A 23,576-nucleotide genomic window follows, 5' to 3' on the forward strand; every position below is an offset into this window, starting at 1 on the left:
CGACGAGGCCGGCCACCTCTTGCCGTCTTGGGCATCGGTCCAGTTGCCTCGTCAATTTTGCCGCGTCGGCCGCCCTCCCGCTGGTAATGTCCGAGCGGTGGCGAGGGGAGTTGACGGTGATCGCAAAACCCGAAACACTCGACATACGAAGGGCTTTCATCGCCGTAGCGACAGCGGTCGTTGTCGCGATTGCGGCCGGATGTGGTCTCACGGTCGAACAGCTCCCGCTGCCCATGCCCGGCGTCAGCGGCGAGACTTACACGATCCACGCGGTGTTCGAGAACGTGCTGAACCTGCCGAACCGGGCGAAGGTCAAGATCGGTGGTTCCGACGTCGGCGTGGTCTCCAGTATCAAGACCAAGAACTTCCAGGCGGTCGTCGACCTGACCATCCGCAAGGACATCGAGCTGCCTGAGGGCAGCACGGCCGAGCTCCGGCAGGCCGCGCCGCTCGAAGATGTGTTCGTCGCGGTGTCGAGACCGCGGACCGAACCGGGCGCGAGAATGCTCAGCGACGGTGACACGATCGGCCTGAACCGGACCTCGGCCGGTGCGACGGTCGAACAACTGCTGATCACGGTCTCGCTGTTGTTCGACGGTGGTGGCCTCGTGCGCCTCGGCCAGCTGACCTCGGAGCTGGATTCGATCGTCGGCGGTCGCGGTGGCGAGCTGTCCCGCCTGATCGCCGAAATGACCGGTGTGGTCGGCAGTTTGAACGCGAACAGCGCGAAAGTCGATGGCGTCCTGAAAGAATTCAGCACACTGGCGAATACCATCGAGGCCCGCCGCGGCGAGATCGGCCAGGTGGCCGACACACTGCCGCAGATGATCGGCACCATCGCCGAAAGCAACCGGGCCATCGGCGATTTGCTGACCAAGGTATCCAACACGACCGCCGCACTCGGCGACTACGCAGACACGACCGGCCAGCAGCTCGGCACCCTCCTCGTCAACACCCGCCAGTTGATGAGCGCACTCGCCGCCACCGGCGACAATTTCGAAGTCCTCTTCGATCGGCTGCACACGATCACCCCCAAACTCGATGCGGCCGTGCGCGGCAAGAGCTACGCGTTCTTCTTCACCGCGACCAACCTCGACCTCAGCGCACTGACCGACCCGCACGGCGGATTGCCGGACCTGCGCGACCTCCAAAACTTCGCGGGCAGCCTGATCCAGGTGTTGCAGATCGTGCAGGGCCGAGTGCAGGGCGGACCCCGGTGACGGCGAAATGTCCGGAGCCGCTGGGACTCCGGACATTCGGGTTCGGTCGGGTGGCGCGATGTTTCAGCGCAGGGCGGCGAGCCGGCGACGTTCGAGGACGGTCGCGATGGCGTACCCGCCACCGCCGCCGAGGGTGAGCACCCAGAACAGGTTGGGGGTGCCGAGCAGGAGCGCGCCGGTCGAGACCAGGGCGAGCCACGTGCCGAGGCAGTAGTGCAGGACATTGCGGCGCGCGGCGCCTTCGCCGAGATAGAGCAGGCCGACGATGAGACCGGAGCCGACCGGCCAGAGCACGCCTTGGAGATCGGGCCGGTCCAGCAGCGAGGTGATGCCGGTGATGATGAGGAACAGGGCGGCGAACGCGCTGCCCCAGGAAACTCCGAGCAGCTTGCCGGACAACACATCCGGGCCGTCGGCAGCGCGCTGAGCGCGCAGCGCGGCCAGCGTCGCGAACACGGTGCCGGCGGCGAGCCCGGCGCCGAGCAGCGCCATCGGCAGCCAGCCGGGCAGGGTGAGCACCGGCTCGGAACCCTTGGAGAGGGCCGCGGCACCGTGTCCGAACACGTACGCGAGGGCGAAGCTGAGATAGGTGGCGCGGTTGTCGACGTTGCCCGAGTGATTGATGACGGACGTGGCAGGAGCGGAGAGGGTCATGGTGGCCATCGCTGAATTCCTTTGATTATGAACAGGGTTGAGCAGTCGGTGCGAGTGATGTGACGGTGATCGGTCAGGCGGTGATGACGACCTTGCCTGCGACGGTGCGCGATTCGGCGAGCGCGAGCGCCTGTGCGGCGTCGGCCAGCGGGAACTGCGCCGCGATCTGCGGCGTCAGCACGCCGTCGGCCAGCAGCCGCAGCACCTCGACGAGGTCCTCGTGCAGCCGATTGCGGAACGCGCCGAGCCGGCGCTTGCCCGCCCAGAAGTTGTAGAAGTAGGCGCTCTTGCCATTGGGCAGGTAGTTCCATGCGGCCAGCCGCGCGAACGACTTCAGCACCGGCAGTTGGGAATTGCCGTCCTCGTCCTTCGTCGCCGCGGTGCCGTAGGACACCAGCGTGCCGCCCTTGCGCAGCAGCGACCAGGACTCGGCCAAGCCGGCGCCGCCGACATGATCGAACACAGCGTCGACACCGTTGGGCGCGATCTGCCGAATGCGCTGGTACATCTCCGGGTCCCGGTAGTCGACCGGGATCGCGCCCAGCTCGCGGATCATCTCGTGATGCCGGGGCGAGGCGGTGCCGATCACCCGGATGCCGGCGTGCCTGGCCAGCTGCACGAGGGTGGAACCGACGCCGCCGTTGGCGCCGAGCACCACGATCGTCGCGCCGCTCGGCACCGCGGCCATCCGGTGCAGCATCTGCCAGGCGGTGATCCCGTTGACCACGACCGTCTCCGCGGCGGCCGAGGTGACGCTGTCCGGGACCGGCACCAGGTCGGCGGCGTCGATCAGCAGGTGACTGGCCCAGCCGCCGACCTTGACGACCGCGGCGTACCGGCGGCCGACCATCGCGGCATCGACCTCGGGGCCGACGGCGGTGACGGTGCCGACCACGTCGTAGCCGGGAACGAAGGGGAACGGGGGCTGGTCGTAGTACTTGCCGCGGCGCATCTGCTGCTCGGCGAAGGACACGCCGGTCGCGTCCATCCGCAGGACGACCTGGCCCGTGCGGGGCGCGGACAGATCGCGGGTGCGGAGCAGCAGGCCGGTCGCCTCGACCTTGCCTGGCAGCACTACCTCGGTGGTCACAGTGGTGGTGTTCATGTCGTTCTCCGCGCTCAGTGGGTGATTACGACTGTAAACATACACACGTTAGCTTTGCGGAATCAAGGGGTAACGCAGATAAGTTTTCGGGTGTAAGTTAACGGTATGGCAGACAACATGACCGAGTCTCCTGCTCGCGTACGCAACCGCCGAGGGGAAGGCGCCCGCCTGCGCGACGAGATCGTGGCCGCGGCCGTCGAGGTGCTCGATGAGACGGGCGATGAAAAGGCCGTCACGCTGCGTTCCGTCGCACGCCGCGTGGGCATCGCCGCGCCATCGATCTACCGGCACTTTCCCGATCAGCCCACCATCATGCTGGCGGTGGTGCAGCAGGCGTTCGCCGAACTCGAGGAACATCTGCGGGCTGCGCTGGCCGCGGCCGGTGACGATCCGCGCGCCCGGCTGTTCGCCCTCGGTCACGCGTACCTGGAGTTCTCCGACCAGTATCCGCAGCGCTATCGCACCATGTTCGGCGGCCTGTGGATGCCCGCACTGGACGACACGACGCTGACCGAGTCCGACGTCGTCTCACTCGGCGACGTGACCCTGCACCTGCTCACCGGACTGCTGCAAGACTGCGTCGACGCCGGTCAGGCGACCAGTGACGATCTGTCCGCCGACACCATCGGGCTGTGGCTCGGCCTGCATGGCCTCGCCCATCAGCGGGCGGCCACTGTCGCTTTCCCGTGGCCGCCGGATATCGCCGAGCGCATGATCACGGCACTGGCACATCTGAAGCCCACGCCCTAGTGCCTAGTGCGGACTGCCGTGGTGGCAGGGCACTGCCAAGATCGTTGCCGATGGTGGAATCGGTCGGCAACGTCGCGTTACGCTCGCCTGGCGGCCGTCGAAAATGAGTTTCCGACAAGGTATTCCGAGGTGGGGTAAATGAAAACGCTGTTTCGCGTGGGGGTTATGGCTGTCGTGGCCGGCGCAGGCTGTGCGGTGATCGCCGGACCGGCGCAGGCCGATGTGTGGCAGGACGCGGTGTGCGGCCACGGATATCACTACGGCAAGCACGTCAATATCGGCGGACAGGACTGGAAGATCACCGCCGAAAACAGCAACGGAAGCGAGTACATCCTGCGCGATAGCAACGATCGGCAGGTCAGCGTTCGCTGCTGAGAAGGCAGGTTCGAGCCGCGAATCGGTAGATGGGGCGGCACCTTCGGCACATCGCCGAAGGTGCCGCCCTATCGCTTGTTGAGGGCTGCTTCGAACTGAGGCCAGGAGTTGTGCAGGTCTTGTTCCCAGTAGCCCCAGGAGTGGGTGCCGATCGGGCGGAAGTCGAAGGTGGCTGGAATGCCCAACTGCTGGAAGCGGTCTCGTAGCTGGTGGGTGCACAGGTTCATGACGGCCTCGAGGGGGGAGCCGAACAGGAGCTGCCAGGTCGACTGGATCAGATCGCCGTGCAGGGCCGCCGGGGTGTCGAGTGGTCCGGGTTGTCCGGTGCCGGTGCTGATGTAGAGGGTGGTGTTGCGGAGTTGGTCTGCGTGGAGGTAGGGGTCGTTGGCGGCCCAGGTGGGGTCTTGGGGTCCTCCCCACATGTTGAGGGGGTTGCCTTTCCAGCGTCCGACGACTGCGGCGACCATGGCTTGGCCTTGAGGGTCGGAGGTACGCACGCAGCCGCTGTAGGAGCCCAGAGCCTGGTAGAGCCCGGGTGCGGCCAGGGCGAGCTGGAATACCGAGGTCGCGGCCATGGAGATACCGGCGATCGCGTTGGCCCCGCTGCCGTGGAAGGTGGTCTCGATCAGGGGCGGGAGTTCCCTGGTCAAGAAGGTGGTCCATTGCTGGCGTCCGAGGATGGGGTCGTCGGTGTGCCAGTCGGTGAAGTAGCTACCCGATCCGCCGATGGGGATGACAATGTTGACTTGCTTGTCGGCGAAAAACGTTGCCACATCAGTCTCGTCGAGCCAGCTGCCGTCGACGCCGCCGTTCGCGCCGTTCAGTAGATACAGCGTGGGGGCGGGGGAGTCCGGGTCGGCCGCCCGGAGGACTCGCACGCGGACAACAGAGTTCATCGCCGCCGAGTAGACCCCGGCATCGATGAGTCGCGGCTGTTCGAAGCGCAGATGGTCGATGTGTGACGCGGAGACTGGATCTGCCGAAGCTCCAACGGGATTCATCACAGCTAGCAGTAGGCCTACGATCAGCGTCACCATCCGAACGCTGCCGCGGCGAGTACGTGCTGAATTCGTCGGTGCCATCAGCGAACTCCGATCTCGGGCGCGACCAGGAGATCGGTATCGATCAGCTCGGCCATCGGTGGCCGATCGAGCAGCGAGAGCTCCGTCTCGGCGGTCCGCCAGCTCGACCCGTGCGGAAGGTATTGCCGCAGCGCGACTCCCGAATCCGGGATGCCGATGCGGGCGAGCAGGGTCGCGACGACCTGGCGGCTCATCACGGCGAGTTCGTGCGTCGGGCGATTGCGGTGCGCGCGGATGCCGAGATCGACCTGCCCGATCGCGCGGGCGCCATGCCGTTTCCAGGCGTCCAGCAGGATCCCGATTTCGACGCCGTAGCCGGGTGCGAACGGGATCGCGGTCAAGAACGCGCGGGTGGCGGCGTATTCGCCGCCGAGCGGTTGGATCAGCGCGGCGAGGTCGGGGACCAGCGCGGTCAGCAGCGGGCGAGCCAGCAGTTCGGTGACCCGTCCGCCGCCGAAATCGGCCGGGCCGATGCTGGACAGCGGACGTCGATAAAAGCCCTTCACCAGATGTAACTCATCGTCGAGCAGGAGCGGCGCGAGCAGGGACGGCACGAACAGCGGGCTCGGCGCGATCAGGTCGGAGTCGACGAACACGATCAGGTCGCCTTTCGCCACCGCCAGCGAGCGCCACAGGACTTCGCCCTTGCCCGGCCGCGGTTCGACCGCGGGGAGGGCCTGTTCGCGGGTGTAGACGGTGGCCCCGGCGGCGCGGGCGTCGGCGACGGTGTGATCGGTGGAGCCGGAGTCGATCACGATCAGCTCATCGACCAGGGTGCCGAGCAGGCCGTGCATCGAGGCGATGACGCCGGCGATGGTGTCCTGCTCGTTCAACGCGGGCAGCACGACCGAAATGGTGCGGCTGCCTTTGCGTTCGAGTAACTCTTCCTGGGACCAGGTGGGGTGGAACACGGTTGCGCCGAGAGGCGAGGCGGCCATGCGATGGTCCTTTCGGTGCTCGGTCAGAGGCCGGAGTCGAGGGTGCGTGTGCGGAGGTGGGGCCAGGTTTCGGACCAGGGGCGGGTCGGGCCGTCGCCGCGCCATACCGTGACGCCGCGTGAGATTCCGGGGAAGCCGAGCGGGTCGTCGGCTCGGGTCAGGGCATGCAGTTGCGAGAACAGTGGGCGCAGTGTGGGTTCCGCGTCGCCGACCGTGACGTAGAGGATCGTGGTCGCGGAGTCCGGTGGGGCGCCGAAGTAGGCGAAGCCTCGGTTCGGGCTGTAGGCCGGTGGGAGGCTGCCGAGTTGGTCGATCGCGGCTGCCTGCCAATAAGTCTGGGTGATGATCGCTGTCCGGCCGCGTTCCGCCGGATCGATCTGGGTGTAGGCGTCGGTGACGGCGGTGATCAGCTCTGGCCAGCCGGTTGTGCCGTAAAACCTTAGTCGCGTAGATAGTTCGCGCTGATCGGCGGTCGGTTCGGACAGTCGCGAAACCTGTTGCGGCAGTGCCAGGACCACGACCGCCGCGATCGTCACCGTCACCGCCGTCAATGCGATCGCACTGCCGCGCCACCATCGCGGTGGCACGGTGTCCTGTGTCGTCACCGCTCCCGCGGCGAACAGCACCGGCAACAGTGCCGCCAGATAGTACGGTCTCCCACCGCTGACCAGCACGAACCCGACTTGGATGAGTGCTACGACGGTGAGGAAGCGGTACTGAGCCAGCGCTGGACGGTGCGGTAGACCCCAGAACCCGTACAGCGCAAGCAAAGTCCCGAGCAGTCCCGCGAGGGTGGCGAATTGAACTGGCAGACCGAATGATCCACCGGTGGCGGCAAGCTGCTCGGCACGGATGACCGCGCCCATCTCCAGCTGCGGCCAGCTACGCGCAGACTGCCACAGCAGACCGGGCGTCAGGGCTACCGCGACAACAAATGCCGCAATCCACACCGCTGGTCGCCGCACCACTTCGCGCGGACCGAACATCGCGACGCCGAGCACTATGCCCACCAACAACACTGGCAGCAGCAACTTGACCTGAACATCGATCGCAGCGACCAAGGCGGCAGCGAGCACCAGGCGGTCGCGCTGAAGCCGGACCCACGCCACGACAAGCCAAAGCATCATCGCCGAGAGCGTCGCGTCGAAAGCAAAGGTGGACAACGTCGCCGACTGGGTGATCGCGAACGGGCATGCCGCGTAAGCAATGCACGCGAGCAGCTGAGCGCCGACTCGACCACCGAATTCGCGAGCCAGCGCCGCCGCCACGAAGATTCCGCCCACGGCCATCAATATCGAGGGAAGACGCAGCACAACAAGGGAATCCGGAGCAAGGACATCCGCGACCCTGGCCACGAGCGGAATCAACGGCCCCTGATCGACATACCCGACCGCGAGCCGACGCCCTGCCGCGAGGAAATACAGCTCGTCACCGAAATAGCCATATCGACTCGCCCTGGCGATCAGGATCGCCGCAGTCGCCACCGCCACCACAATGACCGGTACGGCCGCGAACCCCGGAACCTGCTCGCCAGGCGGTTGCACACCTCGGCGATCGAAACCGACAAGGACTGACGCTCTATCCATCGCGGCGGTCGCGCCTTCAGGGACTGGCTTCGATGACAGGACAGCCGGTTTCGCTGCCTGGCGACCGAGCCCGAGTGCCCTCGACGCACCACTCACGCCGGTATTCACCGGTCGATCCGAGCGGGGTGGCGGGGCATGGCGAGGGTGACCGCGGTCAGCGCGAGGGCGGTGGCGGCGACCACCCACAGCACCGTCGTGTAGGCGGTGAGATAGGCGTGGGCCGTGGCGATGTCGGTTGCGGAGTTCAGTGCTGGGCCGAAGAGGTCGCGACCGGTTGTGCAGGTGTGTCTGCCGAGGGCCGGGGTGGGGGAGGTCAGTACGCGTTCCGTGCAGTCGGCGAAGCCCGTGAGGATCGGCTGCTGGCGGTCGGCACGGACGCCGGCGGCCGTGAGTTGTTCCGCGAGAGCCGCTTCCGATTGGGCTGTCGCGGCCGACGCGGTGCCGCTGACCCGGTGCAGGAACAGTCCGCCCAGCGCGACCACACCGGCGGAGGTACCGAGTTGTTGCAGTGTGGGGACGGTCCCGGAGGCGGAACCGGTGATGCGGTCGGCGACGCCGGCCAGCATGAGGGCGGGCAGGGGAGCGGCGAAGCAGCCCATCCCGGCACCCGCGAGAAACACCGGTCCGCTCAGCAGCAGGGTGTCGACGCCGGTCCGGTTCGGGTCGATCACCACCGCGATACCGACGACGGCGATCGCGAACACCAGCATGCCGACCGTCAGTGCGCGCGCCCCGCAGCGGGCCACCAGCAGCGGTGATGCGAGAGCGCCGAGTGCACCGCCGAGCGCGAACGGCACCATCAGCCATGCGGTCTGCATCGCGGACATACCGAGCCCGGATTGGGCCGCGACCGACACGCTGAACAGGAATCCGCCGAACACCCCGAAGAACCCCACCGTCAGCACCGCGCCCAGGGCGAAACCGCGATCGGCGAACAGCTCACCGCGCACCAGCGGGCTGCCGCCGCGGCGGGTCAGCCGGTACTGGCGTAGTGCAAAGAGCGCCAGTGTCACGCACCCACTCAGGACGAGCACGAGCAGCCCAGGCGGCCAGCCGCGTTCACGCCCGATCGTCGCGGGACAGATCACCAGGAACAGCCCGAGCGTGGACAGCAACGCCCCCGGCAGATCCAGTCGTTCCTCGACTTCCGAAAAGTCCTGCCGCAGATACCGATACGCCAGCGCGAGTCCGACCAGGCCGAGCGGAACGTTGATCAGGAAGATGGCATGCCAGCCGGCCCCGAACGGATCGAGCGCCACCAGGACACCGCCCGCCAGCGGCCCGGCGATCGCGGCGAGACCCGCTGCGGCACCATAGATTCCGAACGCGAGCGCTCGCCGGGCCGGCGGGAAAGACGCCGTGATGATCGCGATCGTTTGCGCCGACATCGCCGCCGCCGCCAGCCCTTGCACACCCCGCGCCACGATCAATTCTTCGCTGTACTGCGACAACCCGCACCACAGCGACGCCGCCACGAACACGGTGAGCGCCGACAAGAACACCCGCCGCCGCCCGAAGATCGCACCGACCCTGGCGGCGGTGAGCAAGGTGCAGGCGAAGGTCAGGCTATAGATCGAGACCACGAGCACCTGGGCCGCGCCCGAGGCGGTGAGGTCGTCGGCGATCTCCGGCAGCGCGGTGTTCACGATTGTCAGATCCAGCATCTGCAGGAACACGGCGAGCAGGCACGCGCCCAGCGAGCCCCACGCGGCCGAGGTGATTGCGGTGCGCTCCGCCTCGACCGGCAGCGAAGTAGACGCCGTCACGACAACGCGTCGACGCGCGGCGCGTAGTCGCCGTCGGTGACGACGGCCGCGAAAACCGTTCTGGTCGCGGCGATGTAGCGATCGATCGCGGCGTGCGCCGCCGGCGTATCCGGGAAGAGCAGGCTGAGCTGCGTGACGTCGTTGAATCGGTTGATCCAGATGTAGACGTCACGCGACCGGCCGCGGCTGGCGTACATGCCGCCGTTGATCTGATCGAACATCTCGACACCGGGGATCTTGCGCACGTCGACGTAGGACAGCATCCGCGCGGTCCAGCCGAGTTTCGTGCGAATACCCAGCTCGGGCGGTGCCAGCTCGAGCGCACGATGCAGCGACACATCGGTCAGTTCCTTGCCGCGGTCGTACGCCTCCTGCGCCCGCGACACGATCGTCGCGAAGGTGCCGGCGCGATCGACCTCGAACTCCACCGGGATCAGGCTGGTGTACCAACCGATCGAACTAGTCTCGCCCGCGGTGCTGCGGGTGTTGACCGGGGTGAGCCCGAAATACCAGTCGCCGCCTGACATTTCGGCCTCTACCAAGGCAGCCGCGGCGAACAGTCCACCGGTGAAGCGGCCTCCGTTGGCCTGGCAGATCTCCTCGAAACGAAGCGCATCGGCCTCATCGATCAGGTGCACCGTGCGTTGCGCGCCGCGCTCGGTTCCGTCCGACAGTTCCGCCGGAAAATGCGGCACGTCACCGTCATTGCGCCGCAGCAGGTCCAGCCAGGTGCGGATGTGCGGTGACTGTGCGGTCAATTCGGCGCTGCCGAAGCGTTCGCGCTCACAATAGGTGAGGTGCCCGTCCACAGGTTGCGGTTCGAGTTTGCCGCCGGACAATTCATTGCCGTAGAGCAGCAACAGATCGACGCAGGTCAATGCCTGCGCAACCCCGTCGGTGTGCAAATGGTCCACGCCCGCGTACACGGTGAACGAATCGGCATGCTGGATTACGCCGAAGCTGAAGCAATCCCACCACAGCGCGCTCGGCGTCTGCATTTCCACGTGTGCGCGAATTGCCGCGCTGTCGGCGAGATCGCCGTGCTCGGTCGGCTTGAAGTCGATGTCGGACGGGGACATCACGTGGCGCTGAACGTTGCCGTCGTCCGCGACGGAGAACCAGCTGCGAAAGGTGTCGTGACGTCGCAGGAACGCGGTGAAGGCGCTGGTCCAGGCGGCGTGGTCGGGCGATCCCGGTATCGTGAACGAGATCATGCAGAGGCGGGATCCGCCGAATCCGGCCTCCGCGTCGCGGTGTAAGACGCGCAGATATTGCTCTTGCTGGTGCGAGGGCGGTATCGGATGGATCGGCGCGCGCCGCGCCGCGTCCAGCGATTGTGGCGTGGCGGTCCAACTGGTGAGCCGTCCCGGCGCTGGAACCCATTCCTCGATGAACCCGAAACCAACCACAGGTACCCTCAATTCGTGCCGATGGGGAAACCCCAGAAAAGGCGGTGCAACCGCCGTCACAGTTACCGAGTTAACGATATGAACCACAGCGTGGTCCATGAAGATCGGCCGATTCTGTGAAGTGCACCAGCCGCGAGGCCGTGCGACTGGTCCGCTGTCCAAACAACCCGCGGATGCCTTGTCGGTGCTCACCAGAGCGTCTTACGTTCGGTGCCACACCAGCACAACCATCGATCGGCCGGGAGGTACCAGGTGGCGACCTTCGCTGCGAATATGCCGGTGCGGCAACGCATTCGCTGTGTCACCTGCCGTCTGGTCGCCGCTCTCGTGTTGTCGATCGCCGGGGCGGCACCCGTCGCGGTCGCCGGTCCGGCGGCCATTGCGCCCGAATCGGACGGATCACATATCGTCTCGGTACGTCCGGGTGTGGGCCGGCAGTTGTTGGTGACGGTGTATTCCACCGCGATGGCGGCGCCGATCGATCTGGAAGTCTATACAGCGCAGGATGTTTCGCGTCCCGCTCCCGCCTTGTATCTGCTCAACGGAGCGAGCGGCGGCAGTGAAGGCAGCAACTGGACGAATCAGACTGATGTGGCAATGTTTTTCGCCGACAAGCAAGTCAACATTGTCATCCCCATCGGCGGATCGGGTAGCTACTTCACCGACTGGCACACCGACGACCCCATCCTCGGACGCCAGCAATGGACCACCTTCTTGACCAGGGAACTCCCGCCCCTGATCGAGACCACCTTCCACGGCAGCGGGGCCAACGCGATCGCCGGTATCTCCATGGCCGCGACCTCGGTATTCCAGCTCGCCCTGGCCGCACCCGGGCTCTACCAGGCTCTGGGCTCCTACAGCGGCTGCGTGCGCACCTCCGACCCTCGAGGCCAAGCCATGGTCGCCGCGGTCGTCGGACGCTGGAAAGGCAACCCCCTCAACATGTGGGGAGGACCCCAAGACCCCACCTGGGCCGCCAACGACCCCTACCTCCACGCAGACCGACTCCGCAACACCACCCTCTACATCAGCACCGGCACCGGACAACCCGGACCACTCGACACGCTCGACCAAACCCGCGGTGACGCAGGCAAACTCGTCGGTCAGCTCACCAGCGGCGCGCTCCTGGAAGCGATCACCAGCGCGTGCACGCTCGAGCTCCGCGACCGGCTCCGCGAGCTGAACATTCCGGCGACCTTCGACCTGCGCCCATCCGGCACCCACTCCTGGGGCTACTGGCAACAGGATCTACACAACTCCTGGCCGCTGTTCGAAGCGGCACTGAACAAGTAAACACGGACAACCCTTTCCCCACTTCGACTGGGGTTTCACCGGGCCGACATAGAGGCTTAATCTCCGCCCATAGGGAATTCACCCGTCCCTTTGGAGGAGCCGACATGGCCCGATCGAACAACGCCACGCCGCGAAATATGTTGCCGGACAGTGGCGCGAGAGACAAGGGAAGTCTATGAGCAGATCTCGGAAATTGCTCGCCTGTATCAGCGCAGTCGTTGTCGGTGGTTTCTCGACGGTTGCGCTGCAACCGATGCTGGCGCAGGCCGCCGATGACGCCCCCTACTACTGGGATGTCTCGGTGCCGTCGAAGGCGCAGCGCGACATCATCGAAAATGCCGGAATCGAGATGGTTCCCGCAGGTCCGGGCAAGGTGACCATCGCGGTCGACGAGGCGGGCGCGCAGGCGCTACGGGACAAGGGCCTGAAGCCGTCGAAGCGGGAGCCGGTATACAAGTCGACGCCGGGGGAGTTGCGCGCTCCGGAGGCGAACAAGTCGTACTACGGCGGATACCACACCTCGGCGGAATTGCTGAAACATACCCGCGACGTCGCCGCCAAGTATCCCGGAATCGCGCAGGTGCACGATATCGGCAAAACCTGGCTGGCCGGACGAGGTTCCGGCGGCAGCACCATGAACGTCATCTGCTTGACCGGAATCGCGAAGCAGGCGACCGATCAGGAAAAGGCCTCGGCGAAAACGACGCTCGCACCGAACGGCTGCGCCTTGTCGCCCACGTCGACCAAGCCGCGTTTCCTGCTGACCGCGCAGATTCACGCCCGCGAACTGGCGACCGGTGAAATCGCGTGGCGCTGGATCGACTATCTCGCCAACGGATACGGCACCGACAGCACGGCGACCTCGATCCTGGACAACACCGAGGTCTGGGTGGTCCCGGTGACCAACCCGGACGGTGTTGACGTGGTGTCCAGCGGCGGGAACCGGCCGAAGATGCAGCGTAAGAACGTCGACAACAGTCAGACGCCGTCGTCCTGCTCGGTCGTCGACGGGTCCGGCAACGGGCCGGGCGTCGATCTGAACCGCAACTTCACCGTCCGCTGGGGTGGCGACTCGCGCAACCCCTGCTCGCAGACCTTCCAGGGTCCGCGTGCCGCCTCGGAGCCGGAAACCCAAGCGATCCAGGGGCTTTACGCGAAGCTGTTCACCAATCAGCGCCCGGCCGGCAGTGCTGATGTCCCGGATACCGCGAAGGGTGTGGTGATCGATCTGCACTCCTACGGGAATTACGGGATCATCCCGACCGCGGCGACGCCGAAGAACCGGGAACAGTTGCGCGCCTTGATCAAGAAGGTCGTGCCCGCCGGATTCACGGTCGGCACCGATGAGGAGACCGTCGGCTACTCGACCTGGGGCACCACGGACGATCAGGCGCACGGAGCCCTCGGATTGGCCAGCTTCACCATTGAGATCGGCCCGAACGGCGGGACGTGCGGTGGCTTCATGCCGCGCTACACCTGCGTGGACAGCACCCTCTGGCCGCAGATGAAGAAGTCGTTCACCACCGCCGCCCAGTTGTCCGGCGCGCCCTACAAGCAGTCGCAGACCAGCCCGGTTCGCTGATTGCCCGCACGACACGTTCACCGGCCCGGTCCATTGTGACCGGGCCGGTGAACTCATGACTGAAGAGTTGCTCGGCGGTATCGCCTAGTGGCAGTTGATCGAATGGTTGATGCTGTCGCAGTCGTTCCACGGGTCGCGCTTGGGGAAGGGCTCCGGATCCGGTTTCCGGTCGTCGGGCTTCGGGTCCGGCACGTAGTCCCAGCGGTCCGGGATATCCGAATTGGGCACGGCCGCACCGAGTCCGGCGCCGATGGCGCCACCGAGCAAGGCGCCGCCGAGGAAGCCGACCGGGAGGGTGATGAGGGCGAGCACGCCCGCGCCCGCGATACCGATGGCGAGGCCGAGGATGCCGCCGGCCAGTGCGCCGGTGAACGCGCCGATGGCCATTCCGGTTTGGATGCTGCGTTCCCGGGGCGAGGTCTGGCGCCAGTAGCCGACGGGTTCGGCGGTGAGATGGGTGCCGGCCGCGTCGAGTCGCGGACGCAGTTCGACGGTGCCCTGGTCGAGTTCGACGGTCAGGGGCAGGCTGGCGATCACGGTGCCCGTCGCATCGGTGACCTGTACCGCGTCCTCGGTCATCGAGAATGTGCCGCCGAACAGGTCGGCGGACAGGCTCTTGCCGTCGGCCGACCTCGATACGGCGAAGGCGACGTCCTGTTCCGTGCCGGTCAGCGTGCTCGGATAGGCGCTGATCGCCGGTGCGGGCTCGGCCTGCGCGACGTTCCCGACGATTCCCGTGGCGGCGAGGGTGAACGTGGCCGCCACCGCGATCTTCTTGATCCCCATGATCTTCCTTTGGCTCTGCGGCGCGCAGCTGTACGCGAAGCGACCGATCTATCCCCAAGGGACAGAAGCAGTTCCGAGCCTACCGACACCCGTTACGTGTTCCACCGCCCCAATTCCACTGGCACCGGAACCACTGCCGGATGTTCAGCGGTCCTGCTTGTCCCAGGCGGTCTCCAGCACGCCAGGGTAGGTGCCGAGCAGCGCGACGAGCGCGAACACCAGCCGCGGATCCCGCCGCCCGTCAGCCACTTCCAGCAGATCGTCCTGATAGTCGAGCACTACTTCACCGGTGGCGTTGTCCCGCCACCGAATTCGACGCGGCGGACGAGCGAGATCGCCGTCGCCACCGCCGAGAACGACCGCGGCAATCATCACCAAGCCGAGAACCAGCTGAATCGGAAACAACAACCACCACACGATCCACCAGCCGAGCTGTCCCTTGTACCCGACCAGAGGTTGCGCACCGGCCGGCGTCACGGTCCATCGAGTCCGCATCCGCCCACCCCGAGGCCCCGGCTCCCGAACCACCGTCCCCACCAATTCCCCTGCCGCACCGCGTACTTCGTAAACCGCGGCACCCCGCCGCGCCGCACTCTGCGTCACCACCCGCGCAACCACCCGCCGCCGATCAGGATCACCCCACACGACAAACGCCCGCCCACCCTCCTTCCGCGCCGCCCGATACTCCGCGAACCCGTCCGGCGCCATCTCCCGCTCCACATAAACGGCACCGACACCAACTGCCGGCTTCTCGCTATGCCGTCCCCGCCGCCCGACATCAGCGATCCTCCAAACCTCCCCCCGCCGAGTCGACCGCACCCCAACCGCCCTGTTCAACGCAAGCCGCATCGCAATCCTCCCCGTAACAGTCGGTCCCACCGGCGGTGAAGACCCTACCGCCACGGTTCGTATGATCCACGGGGCATCGGAAACATCGGCGGACGGAGGGGACGGCACCCGCGCGGGGTAGCGCTCTTAATGCATGAGATGGCGGAGAGTGAGGGGTTCGCCGGGTGTGAGCGAGCGTAATCCGGGGGCGAGGGTGAGGTTGTTCTCGCGGAGGAAGTTTCGCAGGCTCGGACCGTTGGCCCGGCTGCGGGTTATCGACCAGGTGACGGTGTAGTCGGAATTGCTGCCGCAGCCGGCGCGCGAATCGTAGCCGGGGTAGCGGATGGTTTGACGGTAGGTGGTCCCGCCTGCGACGTCGATTGCTCGGTCCCAGGCCGTCTTGTTCTTCCCGACGGTTCCGGCGGCGACGAAGCCGTCGCAATTGGGAAACAGGAATTGACCTAGACGGTAGATGTCTTTGATCACGTTGAGCCAAGAGAAATCGAGGAAGCCGATTCCGCTGCCATCGAGCCCGCTGCCCGCGGGGTATTCGACTGCGCCATCGGGCTCGGCGGCGGATCGGCGCATGGCGTCGATTGCCGCGGTGATCGACTGATCGTTGGTGGCGGCCAGGTCTTTCGGCAGTTCGTCGAGTTCGCCGTTGTAGATCTGATAGCTGAACGCGACGGGTGTCGCCGGGTCGGCGATGACGGTGGTGAACGTCAGCCCGACGCCGTGGTCACCGTTGTTGACGTCGCCCGCGTCGAACGATCGCGATCCGAACGACCGATCCCCGGCCCGGAGGCCGAACTGCACCGTGTCAGTGTCTTCGTGGCGTGAGCGGGTGTTGTCGATATGGAACTGCTCCAGCGTGCATCGATAAACCCCCATTGCAGTCCCCCTTAAGTCATCAGTTGTCGGACGCTCATTCGCGCATCGGGACCCAGCGCGCGTAAGCCCGCGGGCGCGCCGAGGCCGTGCTCGCGCAGGAACCCGCGCAGGCTCGGCCCGTTCGCGCGTTGCCTGGTCACCGACCAGGTGACGGTGTAGTCGGAGTTGCTGCCGCAGCCGGCATTCGAATCCGAACCTGGGTAGCGGATCGTTTTCCGGAAGGTCGCGCCGCCCGCGGCGTCGATCGCACGGTCCCAGCCCAGTTTGTTCATGCCGACGGTGCCGACCGCGACAAAACCGTCGCAGTCGGGGAAGAAGAAGCTGCCGATGCGGATCAGCCGGACGAAGTCGAACCAGGACGCATCGTTGAAGTCCGCGGCGTCGAAGTTGTCCGGCGTGGTCTGGCCGACATCGAGATAGTTGAGTTCGGTGACTTGGTTTCCGGGCTGCGCCGCGTCGACGAAGAAGTCGAGCGCCTTGCCGGAGAGCCGATCACTGATCGCCGCCAGGCCGCCCTCGAAATGTCCGGTGTTGCCGTTGTATATCTGGTAGTTGATGACCGCGGGTGTGGCCGCGTCGGCCAGCACGACCGACGAAAAGCTCAGACCGACAACGTGATCGCCGTTGTCGACATCGCCCGCGTCATGGGACTGTGAGCCGAACGACCGCCGCCCGGCGGCGAAACCGAACTGCACGGTATCGGTGTCGTCGTTGCGCGAACGCGTGTTGTCGATATGGAACTGTTCCAGCGTGAACGTGTAGATACCCATGGCCGCAACGGGTTTCAGCGTGTACTGACGAGAACGCGGACAAAGCCGCGGCCGCCGGTGAGTGGCGTCAGCGCCTTGCCGATCACCGCACCGAAGGCGCGTTCCGGCTCGGTGACGCGACGGCAGTGGCCGGTGGTCGCCGAGGTCGTCAGTAGGTCGCCGGGGCGGATGGGCGCCGCGTCCGCATCGGCGGCGCACCACACCTTGCCCATCAGCGCGACATGCGCGCTGTTGTCGTGGCGGTCGAGCACGATGGCCGGCCGCACGCCACCCGCCCCGGACACAATGCCGGCCACCGCGGTGTCGTATTCACGGTCGCACGGGTGAATTTCGCCGTCCTCGCCGACGACGACGACCACTCCCGGTTCGACTGCGGGGTCGGTGGTGGTCAAGGCCTCGGCGTAGTCGGCGCCGGTGAGGAAGATGTCGCCGCGGACGGTGAGGTTTCCAGTGACGTTCACGTGTCCGTCGAAGTAGCCCGCGTCGCCGCCGCCGCTGTTCACGCCGACGACACCGCCATGATTCGGGTTCTTGGACCAGCCTCGAACACCTTCGCCCCCAGCGCTTTCGAACCAGCCGCCGTTGCCGCCGGGCGACGAATTGTTGAGCCCTACGACTCCGGCGCCCGCACCCTGACTTTCGCCGACGATGCTGTTCGCGTTGTCGCTGAGGCCGTAGACGGCGTTGCCGCCGCCGATATTGGTGCCGACGACCGCGCCGTGGTTGGGGTTCTTGGATATCCCTCGAACCGCTTCGCCGTCAGCGCTTTCGAAGTATCCGCCGTTGCCGCCGCCGGTGTTGACGCCCACCACGCCGCCGTGGTTCGGGTTCTTCGACCAGCCCCGGACCCCTTCGCCCTCGGCGCTTTCGAACCAGCCGCCGTTGCCGCCCGGGGCGGGTGAATTGTTCACTCCGACCACCGTGGTGTCGCCGTTGGGATTGCTCATGTCCGCCCCTCTGTCGCGTTGCTGTCGCCGAGCCTGACACGGGCAACGAGGCGGCGTCGATCGTCCGGTTCGCTGACCGAACTGCGGTGCGCTCTCAGTCGCCTCTCAGTCGGTGCGGTCAGATTTGTAGGCATGCGCATTCAGGTGGTTCGTGGGGGGAACGGGTCGGCGGGGTCGCGGCGGGCGGTGGTTGCGGGGGTTTCGCCGGGGGTGGGTGCGCGGGAACTGCGGCAGGTGGCGGGGACGAGTTCGGTGACGTTGCGGTGGCGGGTGACGTTGCTGGCGGCGTCGGTGGTGGCGGTCGCGGTCGCGTTGGCGGCGATCGCGGCGTACGCGATGGTGTCGCGGGCCTTGTATGCGGACGTGGACAAGCAGTTGCAGGCGCGGGCCACGGGGATGATCGATAGTGATCTGGATGCGTTGGACTTTCGGTTCGTGCTGACCTTGGGGAGCTTGTACTCGAGTGATGTGTCGATCGCGCTGCAATACCCGGGGACTGACGAATGGGTCGCGTTGCCGCGGGAGGTGCGGGTGCCGATCGGTGAGGTGGAGTCGGCGGTGGCGCACGGTGCGGCCGAGTTCTCGTTGCGCACCAGCGACAATCGGCGGGTTCTGGCCCAGCGCATGAAAACGGGTACGACGCTGGTGATCTGGCAGTCGTTGCGGCCGACTCAGGGCGTGCTCGATCGGCTGGCGCTGCTGATGTTCGTAATCGGCGGCAGCGGTGTGGTTTTGGCTGCCGCCGCCGGAGCTGCCGTCGGCCGGACCGGGCTGCGTCCGGTCGCGCGATTGACCTCCGCGACCGAGCGGATCGCGCGGACCGGCGAGCTGAAACCGATCCCGGTCACCGGTGACGACGAACTCGGCAGGCTGACCGAGAGTTTCAACACCATGCTGCTGGCGTTGGCGGAATCGCGTGCGCGCCAACGCCGTCTGGTCGCCGACGCCGGGCATGAACTACGTACACCGCTGACCTCGTTGCGCACGAACATGGAACTGCTGATCGCCTCGTATCATCCCGGCGCCCCCGCGATTCCGGAGGAGGACATGGTCGAGTTGCGCACGGACGTGCTGGCGCAGATCGAGGAAATGTCCACGCTGGTCAGCGATTTGGTGGATCTGGCGCGGGAGGACGTCGCCGCGGAGGCCTACGAGCAGGTCGATATCAGCGACGTCGCCGAGCGTGCCCTGGAACGCGCACGCCGACGCCGCACGGGCATCAAGTTCGTCGCGGAGCTCCGTCCGTGGTTCCTCTACGGGCACGAGGCAGACATGGAGCGGGCGATACTGAATGTGCTCGACAACGCCGCCAAGTGGAGTCCCGAAGGCGCGGAGGTGGCCGTATCGATGCGCGAAACCGGCACCGGCTTAATGGAACTCGCGGTGCACGACGCCGGGCCCGGAATCCCGCCCGCCGAGCGCGAGCTGGTGTTCGAGCGCTTCTATCGGAGCACTGCCGCACGGTCCATGCCCGGATCGGGGCTCGGACTGGCGATCGTCAAACAAGTCGTGGCCCGACACGGCGGCACCATCACGGTCGAAACCTCCGATCGCGGTGGCGCACTGATGCGCGTCATGCTGCCGGGCACGAATGTGCTGCCCCAGAGCGACTGTCAGCTGACCTGACCTGCCCCGGTTGGCCGCGATCCGGGAGTGCCTCTATGATCGAAACGATGACTACTCATTCTGTTCAAAGATTGGGGGTCCCATTCGTGCAAGGTGAGTGCTGATGCGCACTGACTGCACGAATGGAGATCACTCCCGCTTTTCCTTCTGGCCGCGCGTGCGCGAATTCGCCGTGCCGCCCGACATGATCCGGACCGCTACCGCCCGCCGTCGCGTGGGGGACTGGGCAGGCGCCTGCGCCGCAGCAGGTTTCGATGTGGATTTCGATCTGCGATCCGTGGCGCGCAAACACGGGTCCGAGCTCGCCTCCCGAATCCGGTCCGACCTTCGCTATCTAGCCCCTGACCTGCTGCGCTGGCATATGCCGCGGGTCGCGCCGGACGGACTGCTGCGGCCAGGGCTGACCATCACCCTGGCGAGATACGGCGGCCCGCGGCCGATGCATCTGGTGGTGCGTACCGCGCCGGCCTGGGCGGATGCCGGTCAACGGATCAGCCTCGCGCTGTGGGACGGATCCGCGAACGGCCTGCATCCACACCCTCGACCCGACCGGCGCTTCCGCCTGGATCTGCATCGCCACCTGTGGGATGCGCGCAGGACGGATGAACTGCGGGTACGGTCCGGGGCCGCGGATCATCGACCGCTACTTGACCCCGGGTTGCTCGCCGTGGCGCCGGCGGTCTGTGCCATCGAGCGCTGGGCGGATGAGGGCGAGATCCTCTGCCGCGCTGAGGGATTGCCGACCAGCACGTTCGTCGTGCGGTTCCGGGCCAGGCAACGGTTGGTTCTGGACCGTGACGGCCCCGGGCTGCGGATCGCTTCGGAATACCCGGCCGGTCGTGTCACCGCCCTACCGGTCCTGCCCGATGCGGCGACGTGGGTGCTGCCTGATCTGGAATTGCTCCGTTCCGGGGCGATGGCGGCCGACCAATTGCATCCGCTGGTCGCGTCGGCCTTGGTACCCGGCCACTCGCCGGGCGATGCACCCCGGATCCAGGACCCGCCAGGGCGGCCGCGCATCGTCGAGTGCAGAGGCGAACAACACCGAATCGCCCTCGTAGACGGTGTTTTGGCCGCGCTCGATCACGACCGGGACGAACTCCGCCGGGAGGAACTGCTGGTCGCGCTGACCGGCGCGCCGCTGCCCTGCTTACAGGCCATCGACGCCATACACCGTCGCCCGGACGATCTCACCGGCGTCCGGGAACGACTGGACCACGGTGATACCGCGGGCGCGCTGGCCGTCGTGACCGGGCTGCTCGGCTCTGACGCGTCCCTCCGTCATGGACCGTTGCTCGACGAACTAGAGGCCGCCGTGCACCGCCGCATCACGTACGGGCTGTTCAAAGCGGGTCTTTCGGTTGCAGGCGCGAAGTGCCCTTCCCAGCCGAGTCAGGTCCGTCCCGGCCACTACCGCGCACACCCGCGCACCGCGCACTGACCCGACGACTCTTCGTCTACTCGAACTCTGTCGACCCCCAAAGGTGATCACACATGCTTACTGCTGTCCGCGCGCCCGCTGACCCCGCTCCGCTCGCGCAACTCGATGTCGCCGGCCAACTGCTGACCATGCTGCGCGAGGTAACCACCGAACCACGCCCCAACAACCAACTGGAGGCCCTCGCGCTGGCCGTCGCCGCCGACCTACCCGTTCTCCTGTGGGGCGAGCCCGGCATCGGAAAGACCGCCGCCCTCACCCAACTCGCGGCCGACCTGGACCTCCCGCTGACCACTGTGATCGCGAGTGTCCATGAGCCATCAGACTTTTCCGGCCTGCCCATCATCGGCGACGATCCGGCGGTACAGGGCGTCCCGATGGCGCCGCCGGACTGGGCCGTGCAACTCGTCCGTGTCGGTCGCGGACTGCTGTTCCTGGACGAACTCTCCACCGCACCGCCCGCTGTGCAGGCCGCGCTGCTCCGTCTGGTCCTCGAACGCCGAATCGGCACCCTGCAACTGCCGCCCGACGTACGGATCGTCGCGGCGGCCAACCCGCGCTCCTCGGCGGCCGACGGCTGGGAACTGAGCCCGCCGCTGGCCAACCGGTTCGTGCACCTCCAGTGGACGCACGAGCACGATGTCGTCGTGCGCGGACTCGGCGGAACCTGGCCGCACGCGACGCTGCCTCGGCTGGCGCCGGAAAGGCTCACTGAGGCAGTGGCTTTCGCGCGGCGCGCGGTGTGCGTCCTGCTCGCCGCTCGACCCGTTCTCGTGCATCAGATCCCGACCAGCGAAGCGCGCCGGGGTGGTCCGTGGCCGTCGCCCCGAAGCTGGGAGATGACGTTGTGGCTCGTCGCTTTCGCCACGGCGGCTGGCTCTTCGCGCGACGTGCTTTCCCTGCTGATTCGGGGAACCGTGGGTGACGGGCCGGGCTTCGAACTGCTGGCGAGCCTGGACCGGATGGACCTGCCGGACCCGGAGGAACTGCTCGCCGACCCGGCCGGCGCCGTCCTGCCCGAACGCGGCGATCTGCGCCAGGCGGTGCTCGACGGAGTCGTGGCGGCAGTCCGGAAACGCCCGGAGCGGCCGCGCTGGGACGCGGCCTGGGCACTCCTCGTCAAAGCGCTCGAATCCGGCGCTCCGGATCTGATCGTCGTTCCCGCAACGACTCTCGCGACGCTGCGGCAAGGCGACTGGGATGTTCCCGCGGTCATTGAGGAACTCGCCGGGGTGGTATCGGTGTCCCGCGAGGCGGATCAGGCCGCCACCCGCGTCAGCGTGCAGGCGGGCCGATGACTACGCCGGGAACGCTGGACCGCGACAAGCTCTTCGCGGCCCGGCTGCTCGCCGCCCGCGCCCGGCCCTATCTGGCGACGGCCCTGTTCGCCCTGGCCGTCGTCGAGTCGCGCCGCGTGCCGACGATGGCCGTCGATCGCTACTGGCGGTGCTACGTCTCACCGGCCTTCGTGGACCGGATGCCAGTGGAGGACCTGGCCTCGGTGTGGGTGCACGAGGTGTCGCACCTGCTGCGCGACCATCACGGTCGCAGCGACCGATTCGCCAAACAGCACGAACTGACCGGCCCGGCGGAACGTCTGCGGATGAACATCGCCGCGGACTGCGAAATCAACGACGACGCGTTCGGACACGGACTGGTCCGGCCCGAAGGCGCTGTCCTGCCATCGACCTTGGGCTTGGACGCGGGCGAACTCATGGAGGACTACCTGCGCCAGTTCCGGCTCGGTCCGCGCACGGACGCCATGGCCTGGCTCGACTGTGGCAGCGGCGCAGACGGGTTGGACCGCGAGTGGGATCTGGGGCCGGACGGTGCGGACGGTCTCAGCGAGCAGGAACGCGACGCGGTCCGATTCCTGGTGGCGCAGGGCATCATCGGGCGTCCGGGGAACGCGTCGCAAGGCTGGAAGCGCTGGGCGAAGGAGACCTTCCATCCGCCACAGCCGTGGCGTGATCTGCTGGGCGCGGCCCTGCGGTCGGCGGTCGCCAGCCCCGGCGTCGGCGAGGACTACACCTATGGGCGTCCGGCTCGGCGCTCGGCCGGGGTGCCCGGTGTCGTGTTGCCGAGCCTGCGGCGCACGCCACCGCGGGTCACGGTGCTCATCGATACCTCCGGGTCGGTCAGTGACACCGAACTTGGCTCCGCGTTGCTCGAAGTGGCCGCGATCAGTCGTGCGGTCGGCGGGCGGCGCGACCTGGTCAGCGTGCTGTCGTGCGACGCGGCGGCCGGGGTGGTGTATCCGCTGTGCCGGGCCGAGGGGATATCGCTGATGGGCGGCGGCGGCACGGATCTGCGCGCCGGGTTCGCGAAGGCGCTGCGGACTCGGCCCGGCCCGGATGTGCTCGTCGTGCTCACCGATGGCCAGACACCATGGCCCGTCCGGCAGCCCGCCTGCCGGACGGTGGTGGGTCTGTTCCGTCGGTCGGACGACTCGTGGAGCGAAGACAATCCGGATTACGTGCCGGACTCGCCGCCGGAATGGGCCAGGGTGGTCGAGATCGGGTAGTGGGAA

The 23,576-nt window shown here is 66.9% G+C and carries 21 protein-coding genes; 9 read left to right on the top strand and 12 right to left on the bottom strand.

The window, feature by feature from the left end; translation table 11 throughout:
- Nucleotides 1-116: 116 nt before the first annotated feature.
- Nucleotides 117-1,220, top strand: a complete 1,104-nt coding sequence (locus tag F3087_RS07105) for an MCE family protein (protein WP_223884895.1) — start codon at nt 117-119, stop codon at nt 1,218-1,220.
- Nucleotides 1,221-1,283: 63 nt separating this feature from the next.
- Here F3087_RS07105 and F3087_RS07110 read toward each other — a convergent pair whose 3' ends face one another.
- Nucleotides 1,284-1,883 carry an ABC transporter permease gene (locus tag F3087_RS07110; protein ID WP_150401054.1) on the bottom strand — a complete coding sequence of 200 codons (600 nt, stop codon included), beginning with the start codon at nt 1,881-1,883 and terminating at the stop codon, nt 1,284-1,286.
- A 64-nt stretch (nt 1,884-1,947) separates the two neighbouring features.
- Nucleotides 1,948-2,979 (bottom strand): medium chain dehydrogenase/reductase family protein, encoded by a 1,032-nt coding sequence (locus F3087_RS07115; protein WP_150401055.1) that lies wholly within the window; start codon nt 2,977-2,979, stop codon nt 1,948-1,950.
- Between the two features lie 105 nt (nt 2,980-3,084).
- Between F3087_RS07115 and F3087_RS07120 the strand changes: the two genes are divergently transcribed.
- Together F3087_RS07120 and F3087_RS07125 are read left to right on the top strand one after the other, a co-directional pair.
- Nucleotides 3,085-3,729: a TetR/AcrR family transcriptional regulator gene (locus F3087_RS07120; protein WP_150401056.1), complete on the top strand. Its 645-nt coding sequence runs from the start codon at nt 3,085-3,087 to the stop codon at nt 3,727-3,729.
- A gap of 138 nt (nt 3,730-3,867) precedes the next feature.
- A complete protein-coding gene (locus F3087_RS07125) occupies nt 3,868-4,104 on the top strand; it encodes a hypothetical protein (RefSeq protein WP_150401057.1) in 237 nt (78 codons plus the stop codon).
- Between the two features lie 68 nt (nt 4,105-4,172).
- Here the strand turns inward: F3087_RS07125 and F3087_RS07130 are convergent, their stop codons facing one another.
- The 5 genes from F3087_RS07130 to F3087_RS07150 form a co-directional block, all read right to left on the bottom strand.
- Complete coding sequence (locus tag F3087_RS07130; protein ID WP_396897536.1) at nt 4,173-5,186, bottom strand: alpha/beta hydrolase; 1,014 nt, start codon at nt 5,184-5,186, stop codon at nt 4,173-4,175.
- Complete coding sequence (locus tag F3087_RS07135) at nt 5,186-6,124, bottom strand: glucosyl-3-phosphoglycerate synthase (RefSeq protein ID WP_150401058.1); 939 nt, start codon at nt 6,122-6,124, stop codon at nt 5,186-5,188. Before F3087_RS07135 ends, F3087_RS07130 begins: the two co-directional genes overlap by 1 nt.
- A gap of 23 nt (nt 6,125-6,147) precedes the next feature.
- A complete protein-coding gene (locus F3087_RS07140) occupies nt 6,148-7,608 on the bottom strand; it encodes a glycosyltransferase family 39 protein (RefSeq protein ID WP_191093826.1) in 1,461 nt (486 codons plus the stop codon).
- A gap of 206 nt (nt 7,609-7,814) precedes the next feature.
- The gene (locus tag F3087_RS07145) at nt 7,815-9,476 is read right to left on the bottom strand and encodes an MFS transporter (protein ID WP_150401060.1); all 1,662 of its coding nucleotides are present in this window, start codon (nt 9,474-9,476) and stop codon (nt 7,815-7,817) included.
- On the bottom strand, nt 9,473-10,885 hold the full coding sequence (locus F3087_RS07150; RefSeq protein ID WP_150401061.1) for a condensation domain-containing protein: 1,413 nt from the start codon (nt 10,883-10,885) through the stop codon (nt 9,473-9,475). The genes F3087_RS07145 and F3087_RS07150 overlap by 4 nt, the downstream gene beginning before the upstream one ends.
- Before the next feature lie 273 nt (nt 10,886-11,158).
- Here F3087_RS07150 and F3087_RS07155 point away from each other — a divergent pair, with 273 nt between their 5' ends.
- A complete protein-coding gene (locus F3087_RS07155; RefSeq protein ID WP_150401869.1) occupies nt 11,159-12,178 on the top strand; it encodes an alpha/beta hydrolase in 1,020 nt (339 codons plus the stop codon).
- A 175-nt stretch (nt 12,179-12,353) separates the two neighbouring features.
- Entirely contained in the window at nt 12,354-13,760 is a 1,407-nt protein-coding gene (locus F3087_RS07160) for a M14 family zinc carboxypeptidase (RefSeq protein ID WP_150401062.1), read from the top strand.
- A gap of 84 nt (nt 13,761-13,844) precedes the next feature.
- Here F3087_RS07160 and F3087_RS07165 read toward each other — a convergent pair whose 3' ends face one another.
- The 5 genes from F3087_RS07165 to F3087_RS07185 form a co-directional block, all read right to left on the bottom strand.
- Nucleotides 13,845-14,546, bottom strand: a complete 702-nt coding sequence (locus tag F3087_RS07165) for a hypothetical protein (RefSeq protein ID WP_150401063.1) — start codon at nt 14,544-14,546, stop codon at nt 13,845-13,847.
- 144 nt (nt 14,547-14,690) lie between these two features.
- Complete coding sequence (locus F3087_RS07170; protein WP_150401064.1) at nt 14,691-15,254, bottom strand: hypothetical protein; 564 nt, start codon at nt 15,252-15,254, stop codon at nt 14,691-14,693.
- A gap of 267 nt (nt 15,255-15,521) precedes the next feature.
- Nucleotides 15,522-16,265 (bottom strand): hypothetical protein, encoded by a 744-nt coding sequence (locus F3087_RS07175; RefSeq protein WP_150401065.1) that lies wholly within the window; start codon nt 16,263-16,265, stop codon nt 15,522-15,524.
- Between the two features lie 11 nt (nt 16,266-16,276).
- Nucleotides 16,277-17,035: a hypothetical protein gene (locus F3087_RS07180; protein ID WP_150401066.1), complete on the bottom strand. Its 759-nt coding sequence runs from the start codon at nt 17,033-17,035 to the stop codon at nt 16,277-16,279.
- Between the two features lie 14 nt (nt 17,036-17,049).
- Entirely contained in the window at nt 17,050-17,982 is a 933-nt protein-coding gene (locus tag F3087_RS07185; RefSeq protein ID WP_150401067.1) for a hypothetical protein, read from the bottom strand.
- A 132-nt stretch (nt 17,983-18,114) separates the two neighbouring features.
- Here F3087_RS07185 and F3087_RS07190 point away from each other — a divergent pair, with 132 nt between their 5' ends.
- The 4 genes from F3087_RS07190 (at nt 18,115) to F3087_RS07205 (ending at nt 23,570) form a co-directional block, all read left to right on the top strand.
- Complete coding sequence (locus tag F3087_RS07190) at nt 18,115-19,608, top strand: sensor histidine kinase (protein WP_150401068.1); 1,494 nt, start codon at nt 18,115-18,117, stop codon at nt 19,606-19,608.
- Nucleotides 19,609-19,711: 103 nt separating this feature from the next.
- Complete coding sequence (locus F3087_RS07195) at nt 19,712-21,049, top strand: hypothetical protein (RefSeq protein ID WP_223884897.1); 1,338 nt, start codon at nt 19,712-19,714, stop codon at nt 21,047-21,049.
- Between the two features lie 53 nt (nt 21,050-21,102).
- Nucleotides 21,103-22,344, top strand: a complete 1,242-nt coding sequence (locus F3087_RS07200) for an AAA family ATPase (protein ID WP_150401069.1) — start codon at nt 21,103-21,105, stop codon at nt 22,342-22,344.
- Nucleotides 22,341-23,570 (top strand): vWA domain-containing protein, encoded by a 1,230-nt coding sequence (locus F3087_RS07205; protein ID WP_150401070.1) that lies wholly within the window; start codon nt 22,341-22,343, stop codon nt 23,568-23,570. The genes F3087_RS07200 and F3087_RS07205 overlap by 4 nt, the downstream gene beginning before the upstream one ends.
- Nucleotides 23,571-23,576: the final 6 nt, after the last annotated feature.

The organism is Nocardia colli (genome assembly GCF_008704205.1).
Taxonomy (GTDB): Bacteria; Actinomycetota; Actinomycetes; order Mycobacteriales; family Mycobacteriaceae; genus Nocardia; species Nocardia colli.

Excerpts from the sequence above, each read along its gene's own strand:
- F3087_RS07110 (WP_150401054.1), bottom strand. The coding sequence starts at position 1,883 with ATGGCCACCATGACCCTCTCCGCTCCTGCCACGTCCGTCATCAATCAC.
- F3087_RS07155 (WP_150401869.1), top strand. The coding sequence starts at position 11,159 with ATGCCGGTGCGGCAACGCATTCGCTGTGTCACCTGCCGTCTGGTCGCC.
- F3087_RS07180 (WP_150401066.1), bottom strand. The coding sequence starts at position 17,035 with ATGGGTATCTACACGTTCACGCTGGAACAGTTCCATATCGACAACACG.
- F3087_RS07125 (WP_150401057.1), top strand. The coding sequence starts at position 3,868 with ATGAAAACGCTGTTTCGCGTGGGGGTTATGGCTGTCGTGGCCGGCGCA.
- F3087_RS07190 (WP_150401068.1), top strand. The coding sequence starts at position 18,115 with ATGCGCATTCAGGTGGTTCGTGGGGGGAACGGGTCGGCGGGGTCGCGG.
- F3087_RS07185 (WP_150401067.1), bottom strand. The coding sequence starts at position 17,982 with ATGAGCAATCCCAACGGCGACACCACGGTGGTCGGAGTGAACAATTCA.
- F3087_RS07120 (WP_150401056.1), top strand. The coding sequence starts at position 3,085 with ATGGCAGACAACATGACCGAGTCTCCTGCTCGCGTACGCAACCGCCGA.
- F3087_RS07165 (WP_150401063.1), bottom strand. The coding sequence starts at position 14,546 with ATGGGGATCAAGAAGATCGCGGTGGCGGCCACGTTCACCCTCGCCGCC.
- F3087_RS07160 (WP_150401062.1), top strand. The coding sequence starts at position 12,354 with ATGAGCAGATCTCGGAAATTGCTCGCCTGTATCAGCGCAGTCGTTGTC.
- F3087_RS07195 (WP_223884897.1), top strand. The coding sequence starts at position 19,712 with ATGCGCACTGACTGCACGAATGGAGATCACTCCCGCTTTTCCTTCTGG.
- F3087_RS07115 (WP_150401055.1), bottom strand. The coding sequence starts at position 2,979 with ATGAACACCACCACTGTGACCACCGAGGTAGTGCTGCCAGGCAAGGTC.
- F3087_RS07135 (WP_150401058.1), bottom strand. The coding sequence starts at position 6,124 with ATGGCCGCCTCGCCTCTCGGCGCAACCGTGTTCCACCCCACCTGGTCC.
- F3087_RS07200 (WP_150401069.1), top strand. The coding sequence starts at position 21,103 with ATGCTTACTGCTGTCCGCGCGCCCGCTGACCCCGCTCCGCTCGCGCAA.
- F3087_RS07170 (WP_150401064.1), bottom strand. The coding sequence starts at position 15,254 with ATGGCGCCGGACGGGTTCGCGGAGTATCGGGCGGCGCGGAAGGAGGGT.
- F3087_RS07175 (WP_150401065.1), bottom strand. The coding sequence starts at position 16,265 with ATGGGGGTTTATCGATGCACGCTGGAGCAGTTCCATATCGACAACACC.
- F3087_RS07205 (WP_150401070.1), top strand. The coding sequence starts at position 22,341 with ATGACTACGCCGGGAACGCTGGACCGCGACAAGCTCTTCGCGGCCCGG.
- F3087_RS07130 (WP_396897536.1), bottom strand. The coding sequence starts at position 5,186 with ATGGCACCGACGAATTCAGCACGTACTCGCCGCGGCAGCGTTCGGATG.